General features: G+C 34.1%; 18 protein-coding genes. 11 read left to right on the forward strand and 7 right to left on the reverse strand.

The genetic code is table 11. The annotated features are described in order from the left end of the window. Nucleotides 1-24: 24 nt before the first annotated feature. The 5 genes from IQ05_RS04165 to IQ05_RS04185 all read right to left on the reverse strand — a co-directional run bounded on the left by IQ05_RS04165 (nucleotide 25) and on the right by IQ05_RS04185 (nucleotide 4696). A complete protein-coding gene (locus IQ05_RS04165) occupies nucleotides 25-522 on the reverse strand; it encodes a DUF6646 family protein (protein ID WP_144890185.1) in 498 nt (165 codons plus the stop codon). A gap of 41 nt (nucleotides 523-563) precedes the next feature. Beyond that, nucleotides 564-1289, reverse strand: a complete 726-nt coding sequence (locus tag IQ05_RS04170) for a metallophosphoesterase family protein (RefSeq protein WP_144890188.1) — start codon at nucleotides 1287-1289, stop codon at nucleotides 564-566. A gap of 450 nt (nucleotides 1290-1739) precedes the next feature. After that, entirely contained in the window at nucleotides 1740-2879 is a 1140-nt protein-coding gene (locus IQ05_RS04175) for an ATP-binding protein (RefSeq protein ID WP_144890191.1), read from the reverse strand. 149 nt (nucleotides 2880-3028) lie between these two features. Beyond that, nucleotides 3029-3787 (reverse strand): SDR family NAD(P)-dependent oxidoreductase, encoded by a 759-nt coding sequence (locus IQ05_RS04180; RefSeq protein ID WP_144890194.1) that lies wholly within the window; start codon nucleotides 3785-3787, stop codon nucleotides 3029-3031. Nucleotides 3788-3823: 36 nt separating this feature from the next. After that, the gene (locus IQ05_RS04185; RefSeq protein ID WP_144890197.1) at nucleotides 3824-4696 is read right to left on the reverse strand and encodes an aldo/keto reductase; all 873 of its coding nucleotides are present in this window, start codon (nucleotides 4694-4696) and stop codon (nucleotides 3824-3826) included. A gap of 212 nt (nucleotides 4697-4908) precedes the next feature. Here IQ05_RS04185 and IQ05_RS04190 point away from each other — a divergent pair, with 212 nt between their 5' ends. The 8 genes from IQ05_RS04190 (at nucleotide 4909) to IQ05_RS04225 (ending at nucleotide 14082) form a co-directional block, all read left to right on the forward strand. Next, nucleotides 4909-5913 carry an AAA family ATPase gene (locus IQ05_RS04190; protein ID WP_144890199.1) on the forward strand — a complete coding sequence of 335 codons (1005 nt, stop codon included), beginning with the start codon at nucleotides 4909-4911 and terminating at the stop codon, nucleotides 5911-5913. 84 nt (nucleotides 5914-5997) lie between these two features. Continuing rightward, nucleotides 5998-6861 (forward strand): DUF58 domain-containing protein, encoded by an 864-nt coding sequence (locus tag IQ05_RS04195; protein ID WP_144890203.1) that lies wholly within the window; start codon nucleotides 5998-6000, stop codon nucleotides 6859-6861. Between the two features lie 106 nt (nucleotides 6862-6967). After that, nucleotides 6968-8587: a hypothetical protein gene (locus IQ05_RS04200; protein WP_144890206.1), complete on the forward strand. Its 1620-nt coding sequence runs from the start codon at nucleotides 6968-6970 to the stop codon at nucleotides 8585-8587. A gap of 11 nt (nucleotides 8588-8598) precedes the next feature. Continuing rightward, nucleotides 8599-9600, forward strand: coding sequence for a vWA domain-containing protein (locus tag IQ05_RS04205; RefSeq protein ID WP_144890208.1), 1002 nt, complete (start codon nucleotides 8599-8601; stop codon nucleotides 9598-9600). A 65-nt stretch (nucleotides 9601-9665) separates the two neighbouring features. After that, complete coding sequence (locus IQ05_RS04210) at nucleotides 9666-10697, forward strand: VWA domain-containing protein (RefSeq protein WP_144890211.1); 1032 nt, start codon at nucleotides 9666-9668, stop codon at nucleotides 10695-10697. 48 nt (nucleotides 10698-10745) lie between these two features. After that, the gene (locus IQ05_RS04215) at nucleotides 10746-11507 is read left to right on the forward strand and encodes a tetratricopeptide repeat protein (RefSeq protein ID WP_144890214.1); all 762 of its coding nucleotides are present in this window, start codon (nucleotides 10746-10748) and stop codon (nucleotides 11505-11507) included. Nucleotides 11508-11527: 20 nt separating this feature from the next. Then, the gene (locus IQ05_RS04220; protein ID WP_144890218.1) at nucleotides 11528-13273 is read left to right on the forward strand and encodes a BatD family protein; all 1746 of its coding nucleotides are present in this window, start codon (nucleotides 11528-11530) and stop codon (nucleotides 13271-13273) included. 65 nt (nucleotides 13274-13338) lie between these two features. Further along, complete coding sequence (locus tag IQ05_RS04225) at nucleotides 13339-14082, forward strand: tetratricopeptide repeat protein (protein WP_144890221.1); 744 nt, start codon at nucleotides 13339-13341, stop codon at nucleotides 14080-14082. Nucleotide 14083: 1 nt separating this feature from the next. Here IQ05_RS04225 and IQ05_RS04230 read toward each other — a convergent pair whose 3' ends face one another. After that, nucleotides 14084-14596, reverse strand: coding sequence for a CvpA family protein (locus IQ05_RS04230; protein WP_144890224.1), 513 nt, complete (start codon nucleotides 14594-14596; stop codon nucleotides 14084-14086). A gap of 148 nt (nucleotides 14597-14744) precedes the next feature. On the opposite strand from IQ05_RS04230, the gene IQ05_RS04235 reads away from it, so the two are divergent. From IQ05_RS04235 to IQ05_RS04245, 3 genes are all read left to right on the forward strand, one after another. Beyond that, entirely contained in the window at nucleotides 14745-15101 is a 357-nt protein-coding gene (locus tag IQ05_RS04235) for a hypothetical protein (RefSeq protein WP_086453259.1), read from the forward strand. Nucleotides 15102-15202: 101 nt separating this feature from the next. After that, nucleotides 15203-16222 (forward strand): phenylalanine--tRNA ligase subunit alpha, encoded by a 1020-nt coding sequence (gene pheS, locus IQ05_RS04240; protein WP_144890226.1) that lies wholly within the window; start codon nucleotides 15203-15205, stop codon nucleotides 16220-16222. Nucleotides 16223-16309: 87 nt separating this feature from the next. Continuing rightward, entirely contained in the window at nucleotides 16310-16717 is a 408-nt protein-coding gene (locus IQ05_RS04245; protein WP_144890229.1) for a hypothetical protein, read from the forward strand. 205 nt (nucleotides 16718-16922) lie between these two features. Here the strand turns inward: IQ05_RS04245 and IQ05_RS04250 are convergent, their stop codons facing one another. Next, entirely contained in the window at nucleotides 16923-17135 is a 213-nt protein-coding gene (locus tag IQ05_RS04250; protein ID WP_144890232.1) for a hypothetical protein, read from the reverse strand. Nucleotides 17136-17138 lie beyond the last annotated feature (3 nt).

Here is a 17138-nt window from a genome sequence, read left to right on the forward strand (position 1 = left end):
TTTTTATTTTAAAATAGTTTTGTTTTACAAATTGAAAGACGCTCCAACATTAAATGTGAACTGATTGTTTAATTTGTCAAAACCGATAGGATTCGTTTTGTAGCTAGCAATAGGAATTCCAGCTTCGGTAAAAATTCCGAAACCTTCAGTAAAGAAATAACGGAAACCCAAGTGTGCACCAAAATTGCGTAAGCCTAAATCCAGTCCAGGATAGATATCCATTTTTGGGTCTAGTTCAAATACATTTCCTAAATTAGCGCTAAACCTTCCTTTTAAGTCTATTCTATCTCCAAATTCTGGTTTGTTTCCCAGTGCATCATTCGACACAGATAATAAATAAGAAGACGCAATCCCGAAAGACATGTTTTCACCCAAACCAAAATCTGTTGAAACTCTTATTCCTGAACCTCCATTTTGAATTGTTGCACCAAGGTCAAATTTCACATCTCCAGCCCCTTTAAAAGCTTGAGCTTGTGATAGTCCAACCGTTAATAGCAACGCTAGTGTAATAATCTTTTTCATACTTATTTTTTTTTAATGGTGTAAAAGTACTTCAATAATAATTAATTTCTTCCTTTTTCGTCAAAATACAATTGATGTAAAGGCTCACTTTGCCAGAACTCTTTAGTATCCACATCCAAAATTGTTAATGAGCCTTTGAAGGCAGCACCAGTATCTATATTCCAAACATTTGCTTTTTGTACGGGTGTTGTTTCTCCTATACGAGTCACGGGTGTATGTCCAATGTATATTTCTTCATACAATGTAAAACGTTTGGGATAAAAAGGGTGATCCGTTTTCATCCTGTCATCTAGCGCGAGCGCTGTTTCCCACAAGGTTCTATCCCAGTAAAATTGACCCGGAAAATACTCAAAATTAACACCGTTTATATTTGTAAAACCGGCATGTACGTACAAGCGTCTTTTATCATCAAGATGATAATTCTCTAATGATTTTAAAAATGCTATGTGCTCTTGTTTAGTAGCAGTACTCACAAGATCATATGCATTTACTGTTGCTTCACCGCCATGTTTGTACCATAAAAGATTTTCTTTGCTTTCATCTAGCCATTCTAGCAATAAATCATCGTGATTACCACGAATACAAATGCAATTTTGTTTGGTTTTTAAATCTATTATAAAATCCAGTACTTGAGGGGATTGACTCCATCCATCAACATAATCACCCAAAAAAATGAGGGTGTCGTTTGTAGTGACTTTGGCTCTTTCCATAATTTGATGTAGAGCTCTTAAACCACCATGGATGTCGCCTATTACAAGTGTCCTCATGTACTTATTGTTTTTTTTATTATTGCAAAAATACTAGAAAATTATTCTATTTTTCACTTTATTTATATTACAAAATTCGTACCTCTTTTTTTTGATGCAAATAGTATTTAAAGGTGTTTTTTAATTTTTTTAATCATGTAGTTTTGTATTATAAAAATCACGGTTTTAGGTGAGTAAAAATTTGCTTTTTTTAGTTTAAATTTACAAAAAATACTTAATTTCCTTAAGATGGGCGTAATTGTAGAATTATCATTGCTTGTAGCTAAATTTATTTGCCAATTAGTTAAAGAGTTGGTAGCTTTTTTTTAGCAGAAGTCCTTTTCTCTATATTCTAACTTTTTACTTTTTTAAAAAATGTAAATGGTTAGGTTAGTGTTGGCCTGAATAAAAAAAACGTGTTTAGTATTCTGTTTTTTTAAAATTAGTGATGAACAATAAAATCTAATCATTTTATTGCATGTCATATTTCATTTTTCTTAAAATCCGTAATGACTCCTTAAACGATAAATACACGTGGTTAAAAGGTTTCAATATTGGCTTAGCATCAATCAATTTTTGTTTGGCATCTTCAAAACCGTTGAGGTAACATATCATGAAGGTAGAGGGTAAGTTTTCTAAATCTTTGTTTTCTCTATAGTTTAACTCAAATCCCTTTTCTAGCTTTTTTAAGATACTAAGGTTCACATTGTAAATATGAAATAGTAATTTTTTATTGAATTCTGGCGGTTGAAATAAAAACTCTCGTTCAATTTTATAGTATCCATTATCTTGAAAATGGATGGTTTGTTTTTCAAGTGGGTAATAGCTGGTTTTATCATTTAAACCCAATGGAACATATTCAATAATAATAAAAGTATCTTCGTCAAAAGTGATTTCAACCACATCTTGTGCCGAATAAAAGAGTTTAATTTGCTCATTAATTAATTCAATATCTACACGTGAGAGATAGGTTTTATCTCGAGATTTCTTAGCAATACCTGCCCAGCAAATAACAAATAATTCTTTAAAGACTTTGTATTTTGGAGACATATCCTTGTGTCGAAGGTTCATAAAATCCATAACACTATCAAGCGTATTTTCAATACTATTTCTGGAGTTGTTTTCTATACCAATAACTGTCTCAGTGTTTTGATAATTTTTTTCAAAGTCTCCTTCAAGTGGTATGCTATTGCTGCCGCGTCTAATAAAAATAGATGAAATAGGAATGGTGTGTATTCCTTTTTTGAAGGATGATGTTTTGTTTTTGGGTTTTATGGTAACAAGACCCACTACTTTGTCTTTTGGCAAATTTGGAAAAGGAACATTCTCGTATTGAATTTTGGGCGGATTTTCTAGATAGGCGTTTACAAGATTTTGGATACGGCTATCGTCAAAAAAATCATCACCTACAATTGTATTTTCTTGATCTTCAACTCCCACAACTATGTATGAATTATTAGTAGGATTAGAGTTCGAAAGAGCACAAATGTGTTTTAAAAATTTTGCTTTTCCCTCACGAGAGTGTAAGTTCAACTGTCTTTTTTTATCATAAAAACTACTCTCGTCATTGTGAGCGAGTAAGTTTTTAATAAGAAGGCGTTTGTTGATCATTGCGAGAGACTATTTTTATTTTTATTAAGGTGTTTTTTCAATCCTATTTTAAATTTTTGTCTCAGAATATAGAAAAAGGAACCGCTAATCATCAAATTTTAAATTTATTAGATAAAATTCTAATTAGCGGTTAATTTTTCAAATTATTTCTAAACAATTTCCTTTTTTAAAATAGTAGCTGCTGCTTGGGCTGTTGGTAGCACCATCAAGTCGGCGATGTTTACGTGATAGGGTCTAGATACCACAAAATGAATAATATCGGCAATATCCTCGGCATGCAGGGGTTCAAATCCTTTATATACATTTGCAGCTTTTTCTGTATCGCCTTTAAATCGTACTTCGCTAAACTCAGTCTCTACAGCGCCAGGATGTATGCCACCCACTCGTATGCCGTAGGGATTTAAGTCCATTCTCATAGCTTGGTTGAGTGCATCAACAGCGTGTTTAGAGGCGCAATATACATTTCCATTTGGATACACTTCTTTTCCAGCTATAGACCCTATGTTAATGATATGACCTGATTTTCGTTCTATCATTCCAGGAATCACAGCTTTTGAAACGTATAGAAGTCCTTTGACATTAATATCGATCATAGCATCCCAATCGTCTAAATTTCCGTTTTGAATCGGGTCAAGTCCATGTGCGTTTCCTGCGTTATTAATCAAAATATCTATGGTTGCAAAGTTTTCCGGAATTGAGTTAATACTATCAAAAACCGCTATCTTGTCACGAACATCAAAGTTTAAAGTGTAAACTTTGGTAAGTTTTGAGAGTTCTTGTTTTAGATCATTTAGTCGATCTTCTCGTCTTCCGCAAAGGATAATTTTATAGTTGTTTTTGGCTAAAAGCTGTGCGGTTACTTTTCCTATTCCGCTTGTAGCTCCAGTTATTAAGGCAGTTTTTGTCATTTTTAGGATAATTTTATTTAAAGAGTTTTAGAGATACTAAGGTACTTTGTTTCCCATACTTTCTGTCCAGATGGCAAACCAATCTTCGTGTTCTAGCTCTAATTCAACTGCTTTTTGTAGTGACTGTATGCGTGCGACATTTACGGTTCCTGCAATAGGAATTACTTGAGCTGGATGTTTTAAAATCCAAGCCAATAAAATAGAATCAGATCCTAAATGATATTTTGAAACCAGCGTAGCTAGTAATTTTTTTAGTCTTCTAGTTTGCGGAATATCCTCTCTAAAAACGGATCCGAGTGGATTCCATGACATAGGACGAATGCCGTGAATTTGCATATAATCAAGGCTGCCATCTAGCATGGGCTCATGATGCGTAGCCGAAAACTGAATTTGATTGAATGAAACTTCGGTCTTGGTGCGGATGAGTTCTGTTTGTGTGGTGGTAAAATTTGATAATCCGAAATCATTAATTTTCCCAGCCGTTTTTAATTTTAAAACCGCCTCAGCAATTTCATCGGCTTGCATTAAGGGGCTAGGTCTGTGCAATAAGAGTACATCTAGATAATCTGTTTGCAAGTTTTTCAAGGAATTATCAACTGAGTTTATGATGTATTCTTGTGAATATTGGTAATTTTTAACGGTATTATTTCTGTTTTCAGTTACCATTTGAATGCCACATTTAGAGATTAGTTGTATTCTTTCTCTATCTATTTTACTTGCAGCTAATGCTTTACCAAATTCAAATTCGGTGGTGTAATCTCCATAAATATCAGCATGGTCAAAAGTGCTTATTTTATTTTCAAGACACACATTGATCATGTTTTCCATTTCTTTGGTATTGAGTTTTTTATCCCAAATTCCCCAATTCATGACCCCTGCTATTATGGGTGATATTTTTGTTTTGCTCATGGTTGATTTTTTTTGTTTAAAGGTACAAAACTTTGAAATCAAAGTATAATATTCAAAGTTCTTAAAAATATAAAAATTGTATCACAATATGTCCTTAAAATTACCTATTTTATTGAAGTTTTAACCATTTTTTAACATCTTACTTCTAAAAAAAAATTCAATTTGCAGCTTCAAAACGAAGGCATTAAATACAAGGTTTTAAAAAAGATATAATGGAAGAAAATACGGGGACTTTAGACATAAGAGCTATCAATGAAAAAATAGAAAGAGAGAGTGCGTTCATAGATCTTTTGACTATGGAAATGAACAAAGTCATTGTGGGTCAAAAACACATGGTTGAGCGATTGTTGATTGGGCTTTTAGGCCAAGGTCATATTTTACTTGAAGGTGTACCTGGACTTGCAAAGACACTTGCCATAAACACTTTGGCGCAAGCCGTTCAAGGATCATTTAGCAGAATCCAGTTTACTCCAGATTTGCTTCCTGCGGATGTTGTGGGTACTATGATTTACAACATCAAGGCAAATGAATTTTCTATAAAAAAAGGTCCTATTTTTGCCAATTTTGTTTTGGCAGATGAGATTAACCGTGCTCCAGCCAAAGTACAATCGGCATTACTAGAGGCGATGCAGGAAAAGCAAGTAACCATTGGTGACACTACTTTTAAGCTAGACAGACCTTTCTTAGTATTGGCAACTCAAAATCCAGTGGAGCAAGAAGGAACGTATCAATTGCCTGAGGCTCAAGTGGATCGTTTTATGTTGAAAACGGTTATCGATTACCCTAAAATGGAAGATGAACGCCTTGTAATTCGTCAAAATTTAAAAGGAAGCTATGAAAAAGTGAACGCTGTAGTATCTGTTGAACAAATTTTGCGTGCTCAAGAAGCCGTAAGAGAAGTGTACATGGATGAAAAAATTGAAAAATACATTTTGGATATTGTGTTTGCTACGCGTTATCCCGAAAAATATAAACTAGCTGACTTAAAACCTTTAATCAGTTTTGGAGCTTCTCCTCGTGGAAGTATCAATTTGGCAAATGCCGCAAAATGTTATGCTTTTATCAAGCGCCGTGGGTATGTTATCCCAGAGGATGTTCGTGCAGTTGTGCATGATGTGTTACGCCACCGTATAGGAATTACGTATGAGGCCGAAGCAGAAAACATCACATCTGTTGATATCATTAATAAAATTGTAAACGAAGTAGAAGTACCTTAAAAATTAGTTTTCAGTTTTTAGTTACAGTGTACAAGATATGACTTGTCAACTGCGACTGAAAACTGCGACTGAAAACTAAAAAAAATGGATACAAAAGACCTCTTAAAAAAAGTTCGAAAAATAGAAATTAAAACCAGAAGATTGAGCGATCACATCTTCTCAGGGGAATATCATACCTCATTTAAAGGACGCGGAATGACCTTTAGTGAAGTGCGACAGTACCAATATGGGGATGACATTCGAGCAATTGACTGGAATGTAACCGCAAGGTATAATGAAGCACACGTAAAAGTTTTTGAGGAAGAACGAGAGCTGACCATGATGCTAATGGTAGATATCTCGGGATCAGAAAGTTTTGGTTCTAAAAATCAATTTAAGAAAGATATTGTTACAGAGATTGCCGCAACCATGGCTTTTTCAGCTACTCAAAACAATGATAAGATTGGTTTAATTTTGTTTTCTGATCAAATAGAATTATATATTCCGCCAAAAAAAGGAAGGTCGCATGTATTAAGAATCATTAGAGAGTTGATAGAGTTTGAGCCAAAGAGCAAGAAAACAGATTTAGCGCAAGCCTTAAAGTTTTTATCAGGAACCCAAAAAAAGAAAGCAATAGTATTTGTTATTTCTGATTTTATGGCAAGCGGTTATGAACAAACACTAAAAATTGCAGCTAAAAAACATGATGTTACTGGAATACGAGTGTATGATATTCGGGAAGAAAAAATGCCAGATTTAGGAATGGTTCCTATGCTGGATGCCGAAACAGGTGCCATTGAGTTGATAAATACAGGGTCTAAAGCAGTTCGTACTAGTTATGAAAAACACTACCATGATAGGGTAAATTATTTTAAGGAAACGTTTAGTAAATCAGGTTCAGGTGTGGTGAACACAAGAGTTGATGAAAGTTATGTGACCAAATTACTGAGTTACTTTAAATCGAGATGATAAATTCAGATTTTTGATAAAAAATAAAGAGAAGTTTCGGGCTTAAATAGGGCATTACAAATTGTTTGCCTGCAATCAAAAATCAAAAGAGGTTCAAAAATATAACATGAAAAAACATTTATATCTACTACTATTGCTGCTTTCTACGGCTGTTTTTGCACAACAAAAGCAAGTGGTTACAAGTATTGATACAATTAAAAATAAGATTGGTGCCGAGTTTAAGTTGTCTATAAAAACAACGGTAGATTCGTCAAGCCGAGTACTTTTTCCAAAATCGAGAAACTTTGGCGCATTAGAAGTCATTCAGTCTTATCCAGTTGATACCGTTAAAATAGACGGTAGATATGAATTGACAAAAAGATACGGACTTACCCAATTTGATTCTGGGAGGTATGTTATTCCTAGGTTTAAAATTTTCATCAACAACCAAGCCTTTCTTACGGATTCACTTTTAGTAGAAGTTGCCAATGTGCAAGTGGATACGCTAAAACAAAAAATGTATGACATTAAAGACATTGCTCCAGCAGAGGAGACTATGGGTAACTGGTGGAAATATGTTTTGGCAATTCTATTACTTTCCGGGATTGCTGTATTGATTTATTGGTTTCTAAAAAAGCGTCAGGAGAAAAAATTACAAGAAGAAGTTTTTAAAACTCCTATTGAAAAAGCAACAACATTATTAGACACCTTAGAGCGAAAAGAACTTTGGCAAAAAGGAGAAGTCAAGGCTTATTATAGTGAATTAACAGATATTGCTAGAAATTATATCGAAGAAGCGATTGAAATTCCAGCCATGGAAAGCACAACATCTGAGTTGATTCAGGGATTAAGAGCGGCTTCTGTCAAAAAGAAAATGACACTTTCACAGGAAATTATTGAAAACCTGGAGCGAGTTTTAAAGCAAGCCGATTTAGTAAAATTTGCCAAATCAAAACCTCTTGATTTCGAAATAACAGAGGATCGCAACAAAATTCAAAAAGTTATTTTAACGTTAGATAAATCAATTCCAGTTGAGGTTCCGCTTGAAGAAGAATTACTTTTAAACGAAGCTCAAAAACAAAAACAAATTGAATTGCAATTACGCAAGCAAAGAAAAAAAAGTATTCAAACCGCTATTGTAAGTGTTGTTCTTCTTGTAACAGCTGTGACCGCTTATTTTATTGCAACTAGAGGTTTTGATTTTGTAAAAGACAACATTATGGGTCACCCTACTAAGGAATTATTAGAGGGCGAATGGGTGAAAAGTGAATACGGAAATCCAGGTATTATCATTGAAACTCCAAAGGTTTTAAAACGTGTAGATCTTACCAAAACGCTTCCTAAAAACGGAATGGCATTGATAAAAGAAATGCAATCTTTTGGTTATGGTAGCATTGTAGATCGTTTTTATTTGATGGTTTCTACTTTAAAATATAAGGCCGAAACTCAAATTGACTTGGCCAAATCTATGGATGGCGCTTTACAATCTCTAGAAGCTCAAGGAGCACAAAACATGATTGTCAAGCAAGAAGAATTTGAAACGCCAGAAGGTGTAAAAGGATTAAAAGCCTACGGAACTTTTTCTCAACTGGACAGCCAAAACAAAACTACAGCACGAATGTATTATGAGGCACTATTGTTTAGTCAAGAAGGTGGTTTGCAACAAATTTTAATTTTTCATGAAGAAGGAGATTCTTATGGAAATGAAATTTCGGAACGGGTTTTAAATACTGTCGAATTAAAATAAGCAAGTAAATAATGGACAAAATCACTTTTTTAAACCCAGAATTTTTTTGGTTGTTTGTATTAATCCCAGTTGTTATTTTTTGGTTTTTCCAAAAAAATAAGCAGCAATCGGCTACCTTAAAAATGAGTTCATTGGAAGGATTCAAAGGTTCAGAATCATTTTTGACCAAGTTAAAACCGATGTTACATGTGTTGCGAGTACTTGCTTTGTGTTCATTAATCATTGCATTGGCTCGACCAAGAACGGTAGACATTAGCAATAAAACGAAAACTACAAAAGGGATTGATATTGTAATGGCAATTGACGTATCAGGAAGTATGCTTGCCAAAGATTTGAAACCTAATAGAATGGAAGCCCTCAAGAGAGTAGCAGCCGATTTTGTTCAAGAAAGACCAAATGACCGAATTGGGCTCGTGGTTTATGCCTCTGAAGCGTATACAAAAACACCAGTAACCAGTGATAAAGCCGTTATTCTTAATGCCATTAACAGCATTAAATATGACAATGTTTTGCAAGATGGAACTGGAATAGGTATGGGATTAGCAACTGCAGTAAACAGATTAAAAGACAGTCAAGCTAAAAGTAAAGTAGTTATTTTATTGACTGATGGTGTAAATAATGCCGGATTTATTGAGCCAGAAACGGCATCTGACATTGCTAAACAATACGGAATAAAAGTGTATACGGTAGGAATTGGTACTAATGGTATGGCAATGTTTCCGTATGCTATTGCGCCTAATGGAAAATTTTTGTTCCAAATGATGAAAGTGGAGATTGATGAGCAATTAATGAAAAATATAGCTAAGAAAACCGATGGGAAATATTTTAGAGCCACAAGCAATAATAAGTTAGCCGAGATTTATGCATCGATCAATAAACTAGAAACTACAGAAATAGAAGAACTTAAGTTTTATGATTATGATGAAAAATTCAGACCGTTTATATGGATTGCTGGATTTTTAGTATTGCTGGAAGTAGGATTAAGAAATACGGTTTTTAGAAGCTTTGTATAATGACAGTCGCTCTCACAGTTTTCAGTTCAAAACTATAGCGGAATACTGCGACTAAAAGTAAAAAAATGGAATTAGACGAAAAAAAATATTTATACCTCTTATTGATACTGCCTCTAGTAGTGTTGGTTTTTTTATTCAATTTATATTGGAAAAGAAAAAAACAACGTGAATTTGGTGATTTAGAAATGGTGAAAAAACTGAGTCCAGACAGCTCCATGTTTAAACCTGTTCTAAAAATTGTAATTCTTATTTTGGCTTTACTTGGGCTTATTATTGGTCTGGTAAACCCAAAGATTGGAACTAAAATGGAAACGGTAAAACGCGAGGGAATTGATATTGTTTTTGCTGTGGATGTCTCCAAAAGTATGCTGGCCGAAGATGTTGCGCCAAACCGTTTGGATAAAAGCAAGCAAATTGTTTCGCAAATTATCAACCAGCTTGGTAGTGACCGTATAGGAATTGTTGCCTATGCCGGGAGTGCTTTTCCAGTGTTGCCCATCACTACTGATTATAGTGTGGCTAAAATGTTTTTACAAAGCATGAATACGGATATGGTTTCCTCTGTAGGGACATCATTTAATGAGGCTATCAAGTTATCAGCTACTTATTTTGATGATAAGAAAACGAGCAAGCTTTTAATTATGATTTCAGATGGTGAAGATCATAATGAGGGTGCAGAAGCTGCAGCAGAAGAAGCCGCTAAACTAGGAATTAAAATAATTACAATAGGAGTAGGAACTGAAAAAGGAGGTACAATTCCACTAAAACGAAACGGTGTTGTTGAAGGTTTTAAAAAAGACAGCAATAATGAAGTTGTAATTACAAAGTTGGTGCCTGAAAGTTTAACATTGATTGCAAAAACTACAAAAGGTGGGTATGTAAACGGAAATAACACAAAAGAAGTTTTAGAATATGTCAAAAATGCATTAAACAATATTCAAAAAACCGAATTTGAAGCTACAGAAATGGCCGATTTTCAATCTCAATTTCAATGGTTTTTGGGCTTTGCCTTCTTGTTGTTATTTGCAGATGTTTTTCTATTGGAAAGAAAAACAAGTTGGGTTAAGAAATTGGATTTATTTAACGAGAATAAATAATTATTTTCAAAAGGTTTTCAAAACCCTTTGGACATAGAGCTACAATAAATGAAAAGATTTAAAATAATTATAGTTGCTTTTTTAATCAGTGCTTTTTGCGGTACAGCCGGATTGCTTGCGCAACAAAAAGACCGAATTTTGCCCAAAGCAAATCAAGAATATGTGGACAATAAATTTGCGGATGCTGAAGCTAATTATCGAATTTCTGATTCAAAATTCCCTAATAAAGCAGCTGCGCCTTTTAATCTTGGAAACAGTATCTACAAACAAAAACAGTCTAGTGAAGCCAAATTTGCTTTTGCGAAAGCCTTAAAAAACTCGAAAACCAGACCCGAAAAACATCGTGCTTTTCATAACCTAGGAAATGTATTCATGAATGAAAAGGATTATGCGCAAGCCGTAGAAGCCTATAAAAATGCGTTGCGTAATGATCCAAAGGATGAGGAAACACGTTATAATTATGCCTTGGCTAAAAAAATGCTAAAAGACAATCCGCCGAAGGACGACAAGAAAAAAGACGATAAGAAAGATAAGGATAAAGATAAAAAAGACGACAAGAAAGACGGAGAAAAAGATAAAAAAGACGACAAGGGAAAAGATAAAAAGGACGACAAAGGCGATCAGGATAAGCAAAATAAAGATCCGAAACCAAATGAAAAAGGAGAGCCTAAACCTGCGCCAGGAGGAATCTCTAAAGACCGTTTAGAAAATCTTTTAGACGCTGTAAACAAAGAGGAAAAGAAAATTCAAGACAAGGTTAATGCCCAAAAAGTAAAAGGAAAACCAGTTAAAACAGAAAAAGATTGGTAATTCAATTAGAGATTTTGAAAATGAAAAAATACATTGCAGCGATTGTTTTATTGGTGTGCAGCACGCTGAGCGCTCAGGTTCAATTTGAGGCCAGAGTAAGCAAAACTACGCTAGGCTTGAATGAAAGATTGCGTATTGATTTTATGATGAACGTTGATGGCGATAATTTTGTACAGCCATCTTTTGATGGTTTCAGAATTATTGCCGGACCTAGTCAGCAAGTGAGTCAGTCTTGGGTAAACGGGAGAAGCTCTTTTGAAAAAGCATATTCTTATTTTTTGGTTCCCAATCAAAAAGGAACTTTTGTAATCAAGTCGGCTGCTATTGAGTACAACGGGCAAATTTACAAAACAGCTCCCATAAAAATAACGGTTACAGCAGCTACAGAGCAGCCTAGAGATCCTAACGATCCTCAAATTTCTGGTGATGAAAACTTATATTTGGTTGCTGATGTTTCTAAGACTAATCCATATCTCAACGAGCCAGTTACGGTAGTATATAAATTGTATTTTGCAAACATTGGCATTACAAATCTTGGGGAAACAAGTAAACCCAAATACATTGATTTTTGGAGTCAAAACATTGAAATAAAACAACTAGTTGCCGAAGAAGGCATTTTTAAAGGTCAAAATTTCAGGTATATTGTTCTTAAGAAAGTAGTATTGTATCCTCAAAAATCGGGTAGACTTAAAATTGAGCCACTGTCCTTATCTGTTGATGTGCAATTGCCTACTAACCGTAGAGATATGTTTGGTAGAATGTTACTCACCGAAACTACAAAAAGAGTTTCGGCTGGAGCCAAAACAATAAACGTAAAACCACTACCTGAGGCAGGCAAACCAGATGATTTTACAGGTGCAGTGGGTAATTTTGATTTTAAAGTTACTCCATCAAAAACTAATTTAAAACATGGAGAAAGCCTGGATTTGGTTGTGAGCGTTACCGGAAAAGGAAATTTAAAACTATTTAGTTTGCCAAAACCAGTAGTTCCAAATGCTCTTGAAATGTATGATGCCGTTCACAGCGAAGTCATTAGCACACCGCTATCTGGAATGGCAGGAAAATCAGTTGATAGTTATGCTATAGTTCCGCAATACAAAGGGAATTATCCGGTAAAACCAATGCAGTTTTCATATTTTGATTTAAGTTCTGGAACTTATAAAACTTTGCGTTCACCAGAAATCATGATACATGTACTTGATGGGCCTACACCAGTCGATTCTACTGCTACAAGGGGTAATAAAAATAAAATTGCAGCTGTAGAAGAATTTAAAAACATTAAGTCAAAGACCAATTTTGTTCCAATAAATAAGAAAGATTTTTTAGGGTCAAATACGTTTATAGGGTTATTATTAATTCCTTTTTTATTGATACCGCTGATTGTGTTATTCAAAAAGAAGAAAGAAGCTATGGATGGTGATGTTACTGGAAACAGAGTTCGAATGAATAGCAAGTTAGCCAAGAAATATTTATCAGAAGCCAAGAAACAGATCAATAACAAAGAACTCTTTTACATTGCACTTGAAAAAGCGATGCATAATTTCTTGAAAGCCAAACTAAATATTGAAACCTCAGAAATGAGTAAGGATAATATTCAAGAATTATTGTTGTCTCGTAATGCAAATCCAGTAGCGGTAAATGATTTTATTGCACTTACTGAAAATTGTGAAATAGCGCGTTATGCACCTTCGTCAAGTTTCACGATTCAACACGATTTTGATAAAGCGGTAGTTATAATTTCGGATTTAGAAAAACAGATTTCATAATAAGAGTATTAAAATTAATTTTTAAGTAAAAGGACTTTGTGCCTCTGTGGCAAATAAATATTATAATGAGAAACATATTATATCTACTTTTATTTTCAACCCAATTTTTCTTTGCCCAAAGTGGCTTTGAGAGCGGCAACGCATTCTATGCAAAAGGAAAGTATACCGAGGCTGCAGCGGCTTATGAAAGTGTTTTAAAAAACAACCAACACTCATCAGAGTTGTATTTTAATTTGGGTAATGCCTACTATAAGCTTAATCAAGTAGCGCCTGCTATTTACAATTATGAGAAAGCCCTTGTACTAAATCCAGCAAACGTTGAGGCGGCAGGTAACTTAAAATTCGCCCAAAAAAGAACCATTGATGAGTTTAAGGTGATTCCTAAGGTAGGTTTTTCAAAACTCTTACAAGACTTCACGGGACAATTTCACTATGATGTTTGGGGTAAAATAGCTATCGGTCTTTCATTTTTATTTTTTACGTTCTTTTTAGTGTATTATATTTCTCGAAAACCACTTTTAAAAAGAGTTTTCTTTACCGGAATGAGTGTAGCTTTTGTATTGCTTCTGGTTGTTCTGTCGGCTGCATTTTTTGAGAAAAGGTATTATTATTCTGAACGACCGGCGATCGTTTTTGCCGAAAAAACAGATGTGAAAAAAGAACCGAGAGAAGGTGGAAAGCCATTGTTAGCAATACATGAAGGAGCCAAAGTCTACGTTTTTGAAACTATTGGAAAATGGAGAAAAATTCAACTCACAGATGGAACTTCTGGTTGGATTGAAAGTATTGCAATAAAGGAAGTGAAATAGATTATTCTTTACTTTTTTTCTTCAAACTGCTATACCACTCTTGTAAGGAAGGGTATAGGTAAGCAGCGGTTTTTTGAACGGGATTATAAAATATGGATTTGTCAAGCGTTTCTTTCTTGACCAAAATATGATTGTAATTTATTTTTTCAAAAATTGAAAATACAATTCCTAATATTAAAACGGTTTTTAATATTCTAAAAAAACCACCACCTATAGAATTGGCCCATCCCAAGAAAGCAAAACTCGCTATCCCAGTGAGAAATTTACCTAAAAATGTTACTGCCACAACAACGATTAAAAACGTAATCATAAACGCTATTACTTGGATGGTATTTGGATTCCAGTTTACAAATCCCGAAATGATTTCTTTTGTAAAAAATGAAAATTTAATAGCTAAATAGATTCCTAATACTAATGAAACTAGTGAAGCTAGTTCAACAAAAAGACCATTTTTTAAACCTTTAAATCCAGCAAAAGCTAATAACGCACCCAAAATAATATCTAGAAAACTCATAAAAACAAAAATATAGTGATTTAAATAAAGAACAAAGATAAAAGAATTGTTGACTATCAATTGCCAATTTTCAAGTTCTTATCTTTGTGCAAATAATTTTATGAGTTGTACATCAATAATTCATAATCCATCATTCATACTTTAAACAATGTCCAGAGATATACAACTAAAAGAACGCTGGGAACAGTTGGTTCAATTACTTTCTGATCAATTTTCGCAAGGCGAGGATTTAGATTTAGATGCTATTATTTATTTAATTGGCGTACAAGAATTAGGTAAAGTACACCAAGAATTTAAAAAAGACGAAAAACTCAATTTGATGCATATTGCCATTTGCCGTTTGTTAGAGCCGTATGGTTACTATGAATTCGAGTTTTTTGACAAAGACGGTTGGCCACATTACAAAGTTAAAGAACAATTACCAGCGTTAAAGGCAGGGGAACAATCGGTTTTGATGAAAGAAGCCATTGTGAATTATTTCTTAGAACGCGAAGTAATTTCGTAGTTGACAGTCACAGACACAGTTTTCAGAATGAATCTACTAGAAACTGCGACTGAAAACTGAAAACTTTTTCATAAATTTGCACTCTCAATTACGGAAGGAAAATGATAGATAAGATAAAAGAATATATCGGCGAAGCTCAAGCTTTTTCAACTCAAAATGCAACTGAATTAGAAGCGTTTCGAATTAAATTTTTAGGAAGCAAAGGTCTTTTGAAAGATTTGTTTGCGGAGTTCAAAAATGTACCAAACGATCAAAAAAAGGAGTTTGGGCAAATTATGAATTTGCTAAAAACTACTGCCGAAGAAAAAGTAAAATCCATACAAGAAGCTTTAGAAAGTAAAGAAGAAAGTAAAGGATTTTATGGTGATTTGACTCGCTCTGCTGAACCCGTTATTATTGGTTCTCGTCACCCTATTTCATTGGTTAAAAACCAAATCATAGAAATCTTTTCTACCATAGGTTTTAACGTTTCTGAAGGTCCAGAAATTGAAGACGATTGGCATAATTTTACCGCATTAAACTTGCCAGAATACCATCCGGCACGTGATATGCAAGACACGTTTTTCATTCAAACTAATCCAGATATTTTGTTGCGTACACACACTTCATCTGTGCAAGTGCGCTACATGGAGAACAACAAGCCGCCTATTCGAACCATTTCGCCAGGCCGCGTTTTTCGTAATGAGGCTGTTTCCTCTCGTTCCCACTGTATTTTTCATCAAGTGGAAGGGTTGTACATTGACAAAGACGTTTCATTTGCCGACTTAAAACAAACCTTGTTGTATTTCACCAAAGAGATGTTTGGTAAATCAAAAATACGTTTGCGTCCTTCTTATTTTCCATTTACAGAACCAAGTGCCGAAATTGATATTTACTGGGGTTTAAAAACAGAAACAGATTACAGAATTACCAAAGGAACCGGCTGGCTAGAGATAGGTGGTTGCGGTATGGTAGATCCTAATGTATTAAAGAACTGCAACATCAATCCAGAAGAGCACACAGGTTTTGCATTCGGAATGGGAATCGAACGGATTGCGATGTTGTTGTATCAAATAGGCGATATTCGTATGTTTTACGAAAATGATGTTCGTTTCTTAGAACAATTTAAATCCTCAATATAGTCAAAAGTTATAAAGTCTAAAGAAATATCAGTTATAGTTTTTCATTCGACTTTATGATTTTACGACTTTAGACATTACAAGTAACTTATGAAAAAAGATATCATTATACCCGAAGTAGAAAACGTTTTTTTTGCAGCAGTGCAAGAATGGAGCGACGATTTTATGGAAAAAGTATGGTACGCTTATCTAGTAAACGATAGCGATTACTTGATCGAAAGTGTGATGGTTGTTTCCAAAGCCTTTGGAACAATAGATGGTGAAATGAAAAAAACATCACTTTTGCGCCATGCCTTTATTGAAGTCCCAGCGGTTTCTGTAGTTAAGGTTGAAATGATCGAAAAAAGTGTTTTAGCGCTTAACAATGAATTCATGCTTACGTTTTTCATGGATGGGAAATTGTACGATAAAAAATTCATTTTCAAAGCTAAAGCCATCAACGAAACAGAGGTAGAAGAAGTACCTATTTTATTTGTTGACGGTGTTATTGTTAGATAATTTACTTTTTTACAAAAAAAACATACAAGACTAAATAAAATTTAGTTCTACAAAAAAAGCAGTCGAGAGACTGCTTTTTTTATATAAAAACTCTTTTTACATTATTTTGAATACCTAAATTGCGGCAAGAATTAGTAGAAATACAAATCCTAAAATCAAGCCAGTTTTAAGTTGGTATTTCAATCTTTCTGTAAGAAATTAAAAATTATAGGTTTTGCTTTTGTTTGGATTTCCAGGTAAAATAACCCAAAACAAATATCCCTACTAAAATATAAGCTACGGCTTTAAAATAAAAAGCAGGAGCGGCAACTTGTGCTGCGAATGGAGTTTCTTTAATGTCAAAAAGCACATTGAAAACGGTCATAAATACGCCCCAAATACCACCCATTTTAATTTGATATTTCCATCTTTCGCTCATAAG

Origin of the sequence: Flavobacterium tiangeerense, assembly GCF_007830355.1 — a bacterium.
Lineage (GTDB): Bacteria > Bacteroidota > Bacteroidia > Flavobacteriales > Flavobacteriaceae > Flavobacterium > Flavobacterium tiangeerense.

What these genes read in the sequence shown, in the direction of transcription:
- IQ05_RS04165 (WP_144890185.1), bottom strand. Translation starts at nt 522, where the DNA reads ATGAAAAAGATTATTACACTAGCGTTGCTATTAACGGTTGGACTATCA.
- IQ05_RS04170 (WP_144890188.1), bottom strand. Translation starts at nt 1,289, where the DNA reads ATGAGGACACTTGTAATAGGCGACATCCATGGTGGTTTAAGAGCTCTA.
- IQ05_RS04175 (WP_144890191.1), bottom strand. Translation starts at nt 2,879, where the DNA reads ATGATCAACAAACGCCTTCTTATTAAAAACTTACTCGCTCACAATGAC.
- IQ05_RS04180 (WP_144890194.1), bottom strand. Translation starts at nt 3,787, where the DNA reads ATGACAAAAACTGCCTTAATAACTGGAGCTACAAGCGGAATAGGAAAA.
- IQ05_RS04185 (WP_144890197.1), bottom strand. Translation starts at nt 4,696, where the DNA reads ATGAGCAAAACAAAAATATCACCCATAATAGCAGGGGTCATGAATTGG.
- IQ05_RS04190 (WP_144890199.1), top strand. Translation starts at nt 4,909, where the DNA reads ATGGAAGAAAATACGGGGACTTTAGACATAAGAGCTATCAATGAAAAA.
- IQ05_RS04195 (WP_144890203.1), top strand. Translation starts at nt 5,998, where the DNA reads ATGGATACAAAAGACCTCTTAAAAAAAGTTCGAAAAATAGAAATTAAA.
- IQ05_RS04200 (WP_144890206.1), top strand. Translation starts at nt 6,968, where the DNA reads ATGAAAAAACATTTATATCTACTACTATTGCTGCTTTCTACGGCTGTT.
- IQ05_RS04205 (WP_144890208.1), top strand. Translation starts at nt 8,599, where the DNA reads ATGGACAAAATCACTTTTTTAAACCCAGAATTTTTTTGGTTGTTTGTA.
- IQ05_RS04210 (WP_144890211.1), top strand. Translation starts at nt 9,666, where the DNA reads ATGGAATTAGACGAAAAAAAATATTTATACCTCTTATTGATACTGCCT.
- IQ05_RS04215 (WP_144890214.1), top strand. Translation starts at nt 10,746, where the DNA reads ATGAAAAGATTTAAAATAATTATAGTTGCTTTTTTAATCAGTGCTTTT.
- IQ05_RS04220 (WP_144890218.1), top strand. Translation starts at nt 11,528, where the DNA reads ATGAAAAAATACATTGCAGCGATTGTTTTATTGGTGTGCAGCACGCTG.
- IQ05_RS04225 (WP_144890221.1), top strand. Translation starts at nt 13,339, where the DNA reads ATGAGAAACATATTATATCTACTTTTATTTTCAACCCAATTTTTCTTT.
- IQ05_RS04230 (WP_144890224.1), bottom strand. Translation starts at nt 14,596, where the DNA reads ATGAGTTTTCTAGATATTATTTTGGGTGCGTTATTAGCTTTTGCTGGA.
- IQ05_RS04235 (WP_086453259.1), top strand. Translation starts at nt 14,745, where the DNA reads ATGTCCAGAGATATACAACTAAAAGAACGCTGGGAACAGTTGGTTCAA.
- pheS (WP_144890226.1), top strand. Translation starts at nt 15,203, where the DNA reads ATGATAGATAAGATAAAAGAATATATCGGCGAAGCTCAAGCTTTTTCA.
- IQ05_RS04245 (WP_144890229.1), top strand. Translation starts at nt 16,310, where the DNA reads ATGAAAAAAGATATCATTATACCCGAAGTAGAAAACGTTTTTTTTGCA.
- IQ05_RS04250 (WP_144890232.1), bottom strand. Translation starts at nt 17,135, where the DNA reads ATGAGCGAAAGATGGAAATATCAAATTAAAATGGGTGGTATTTGGGGC.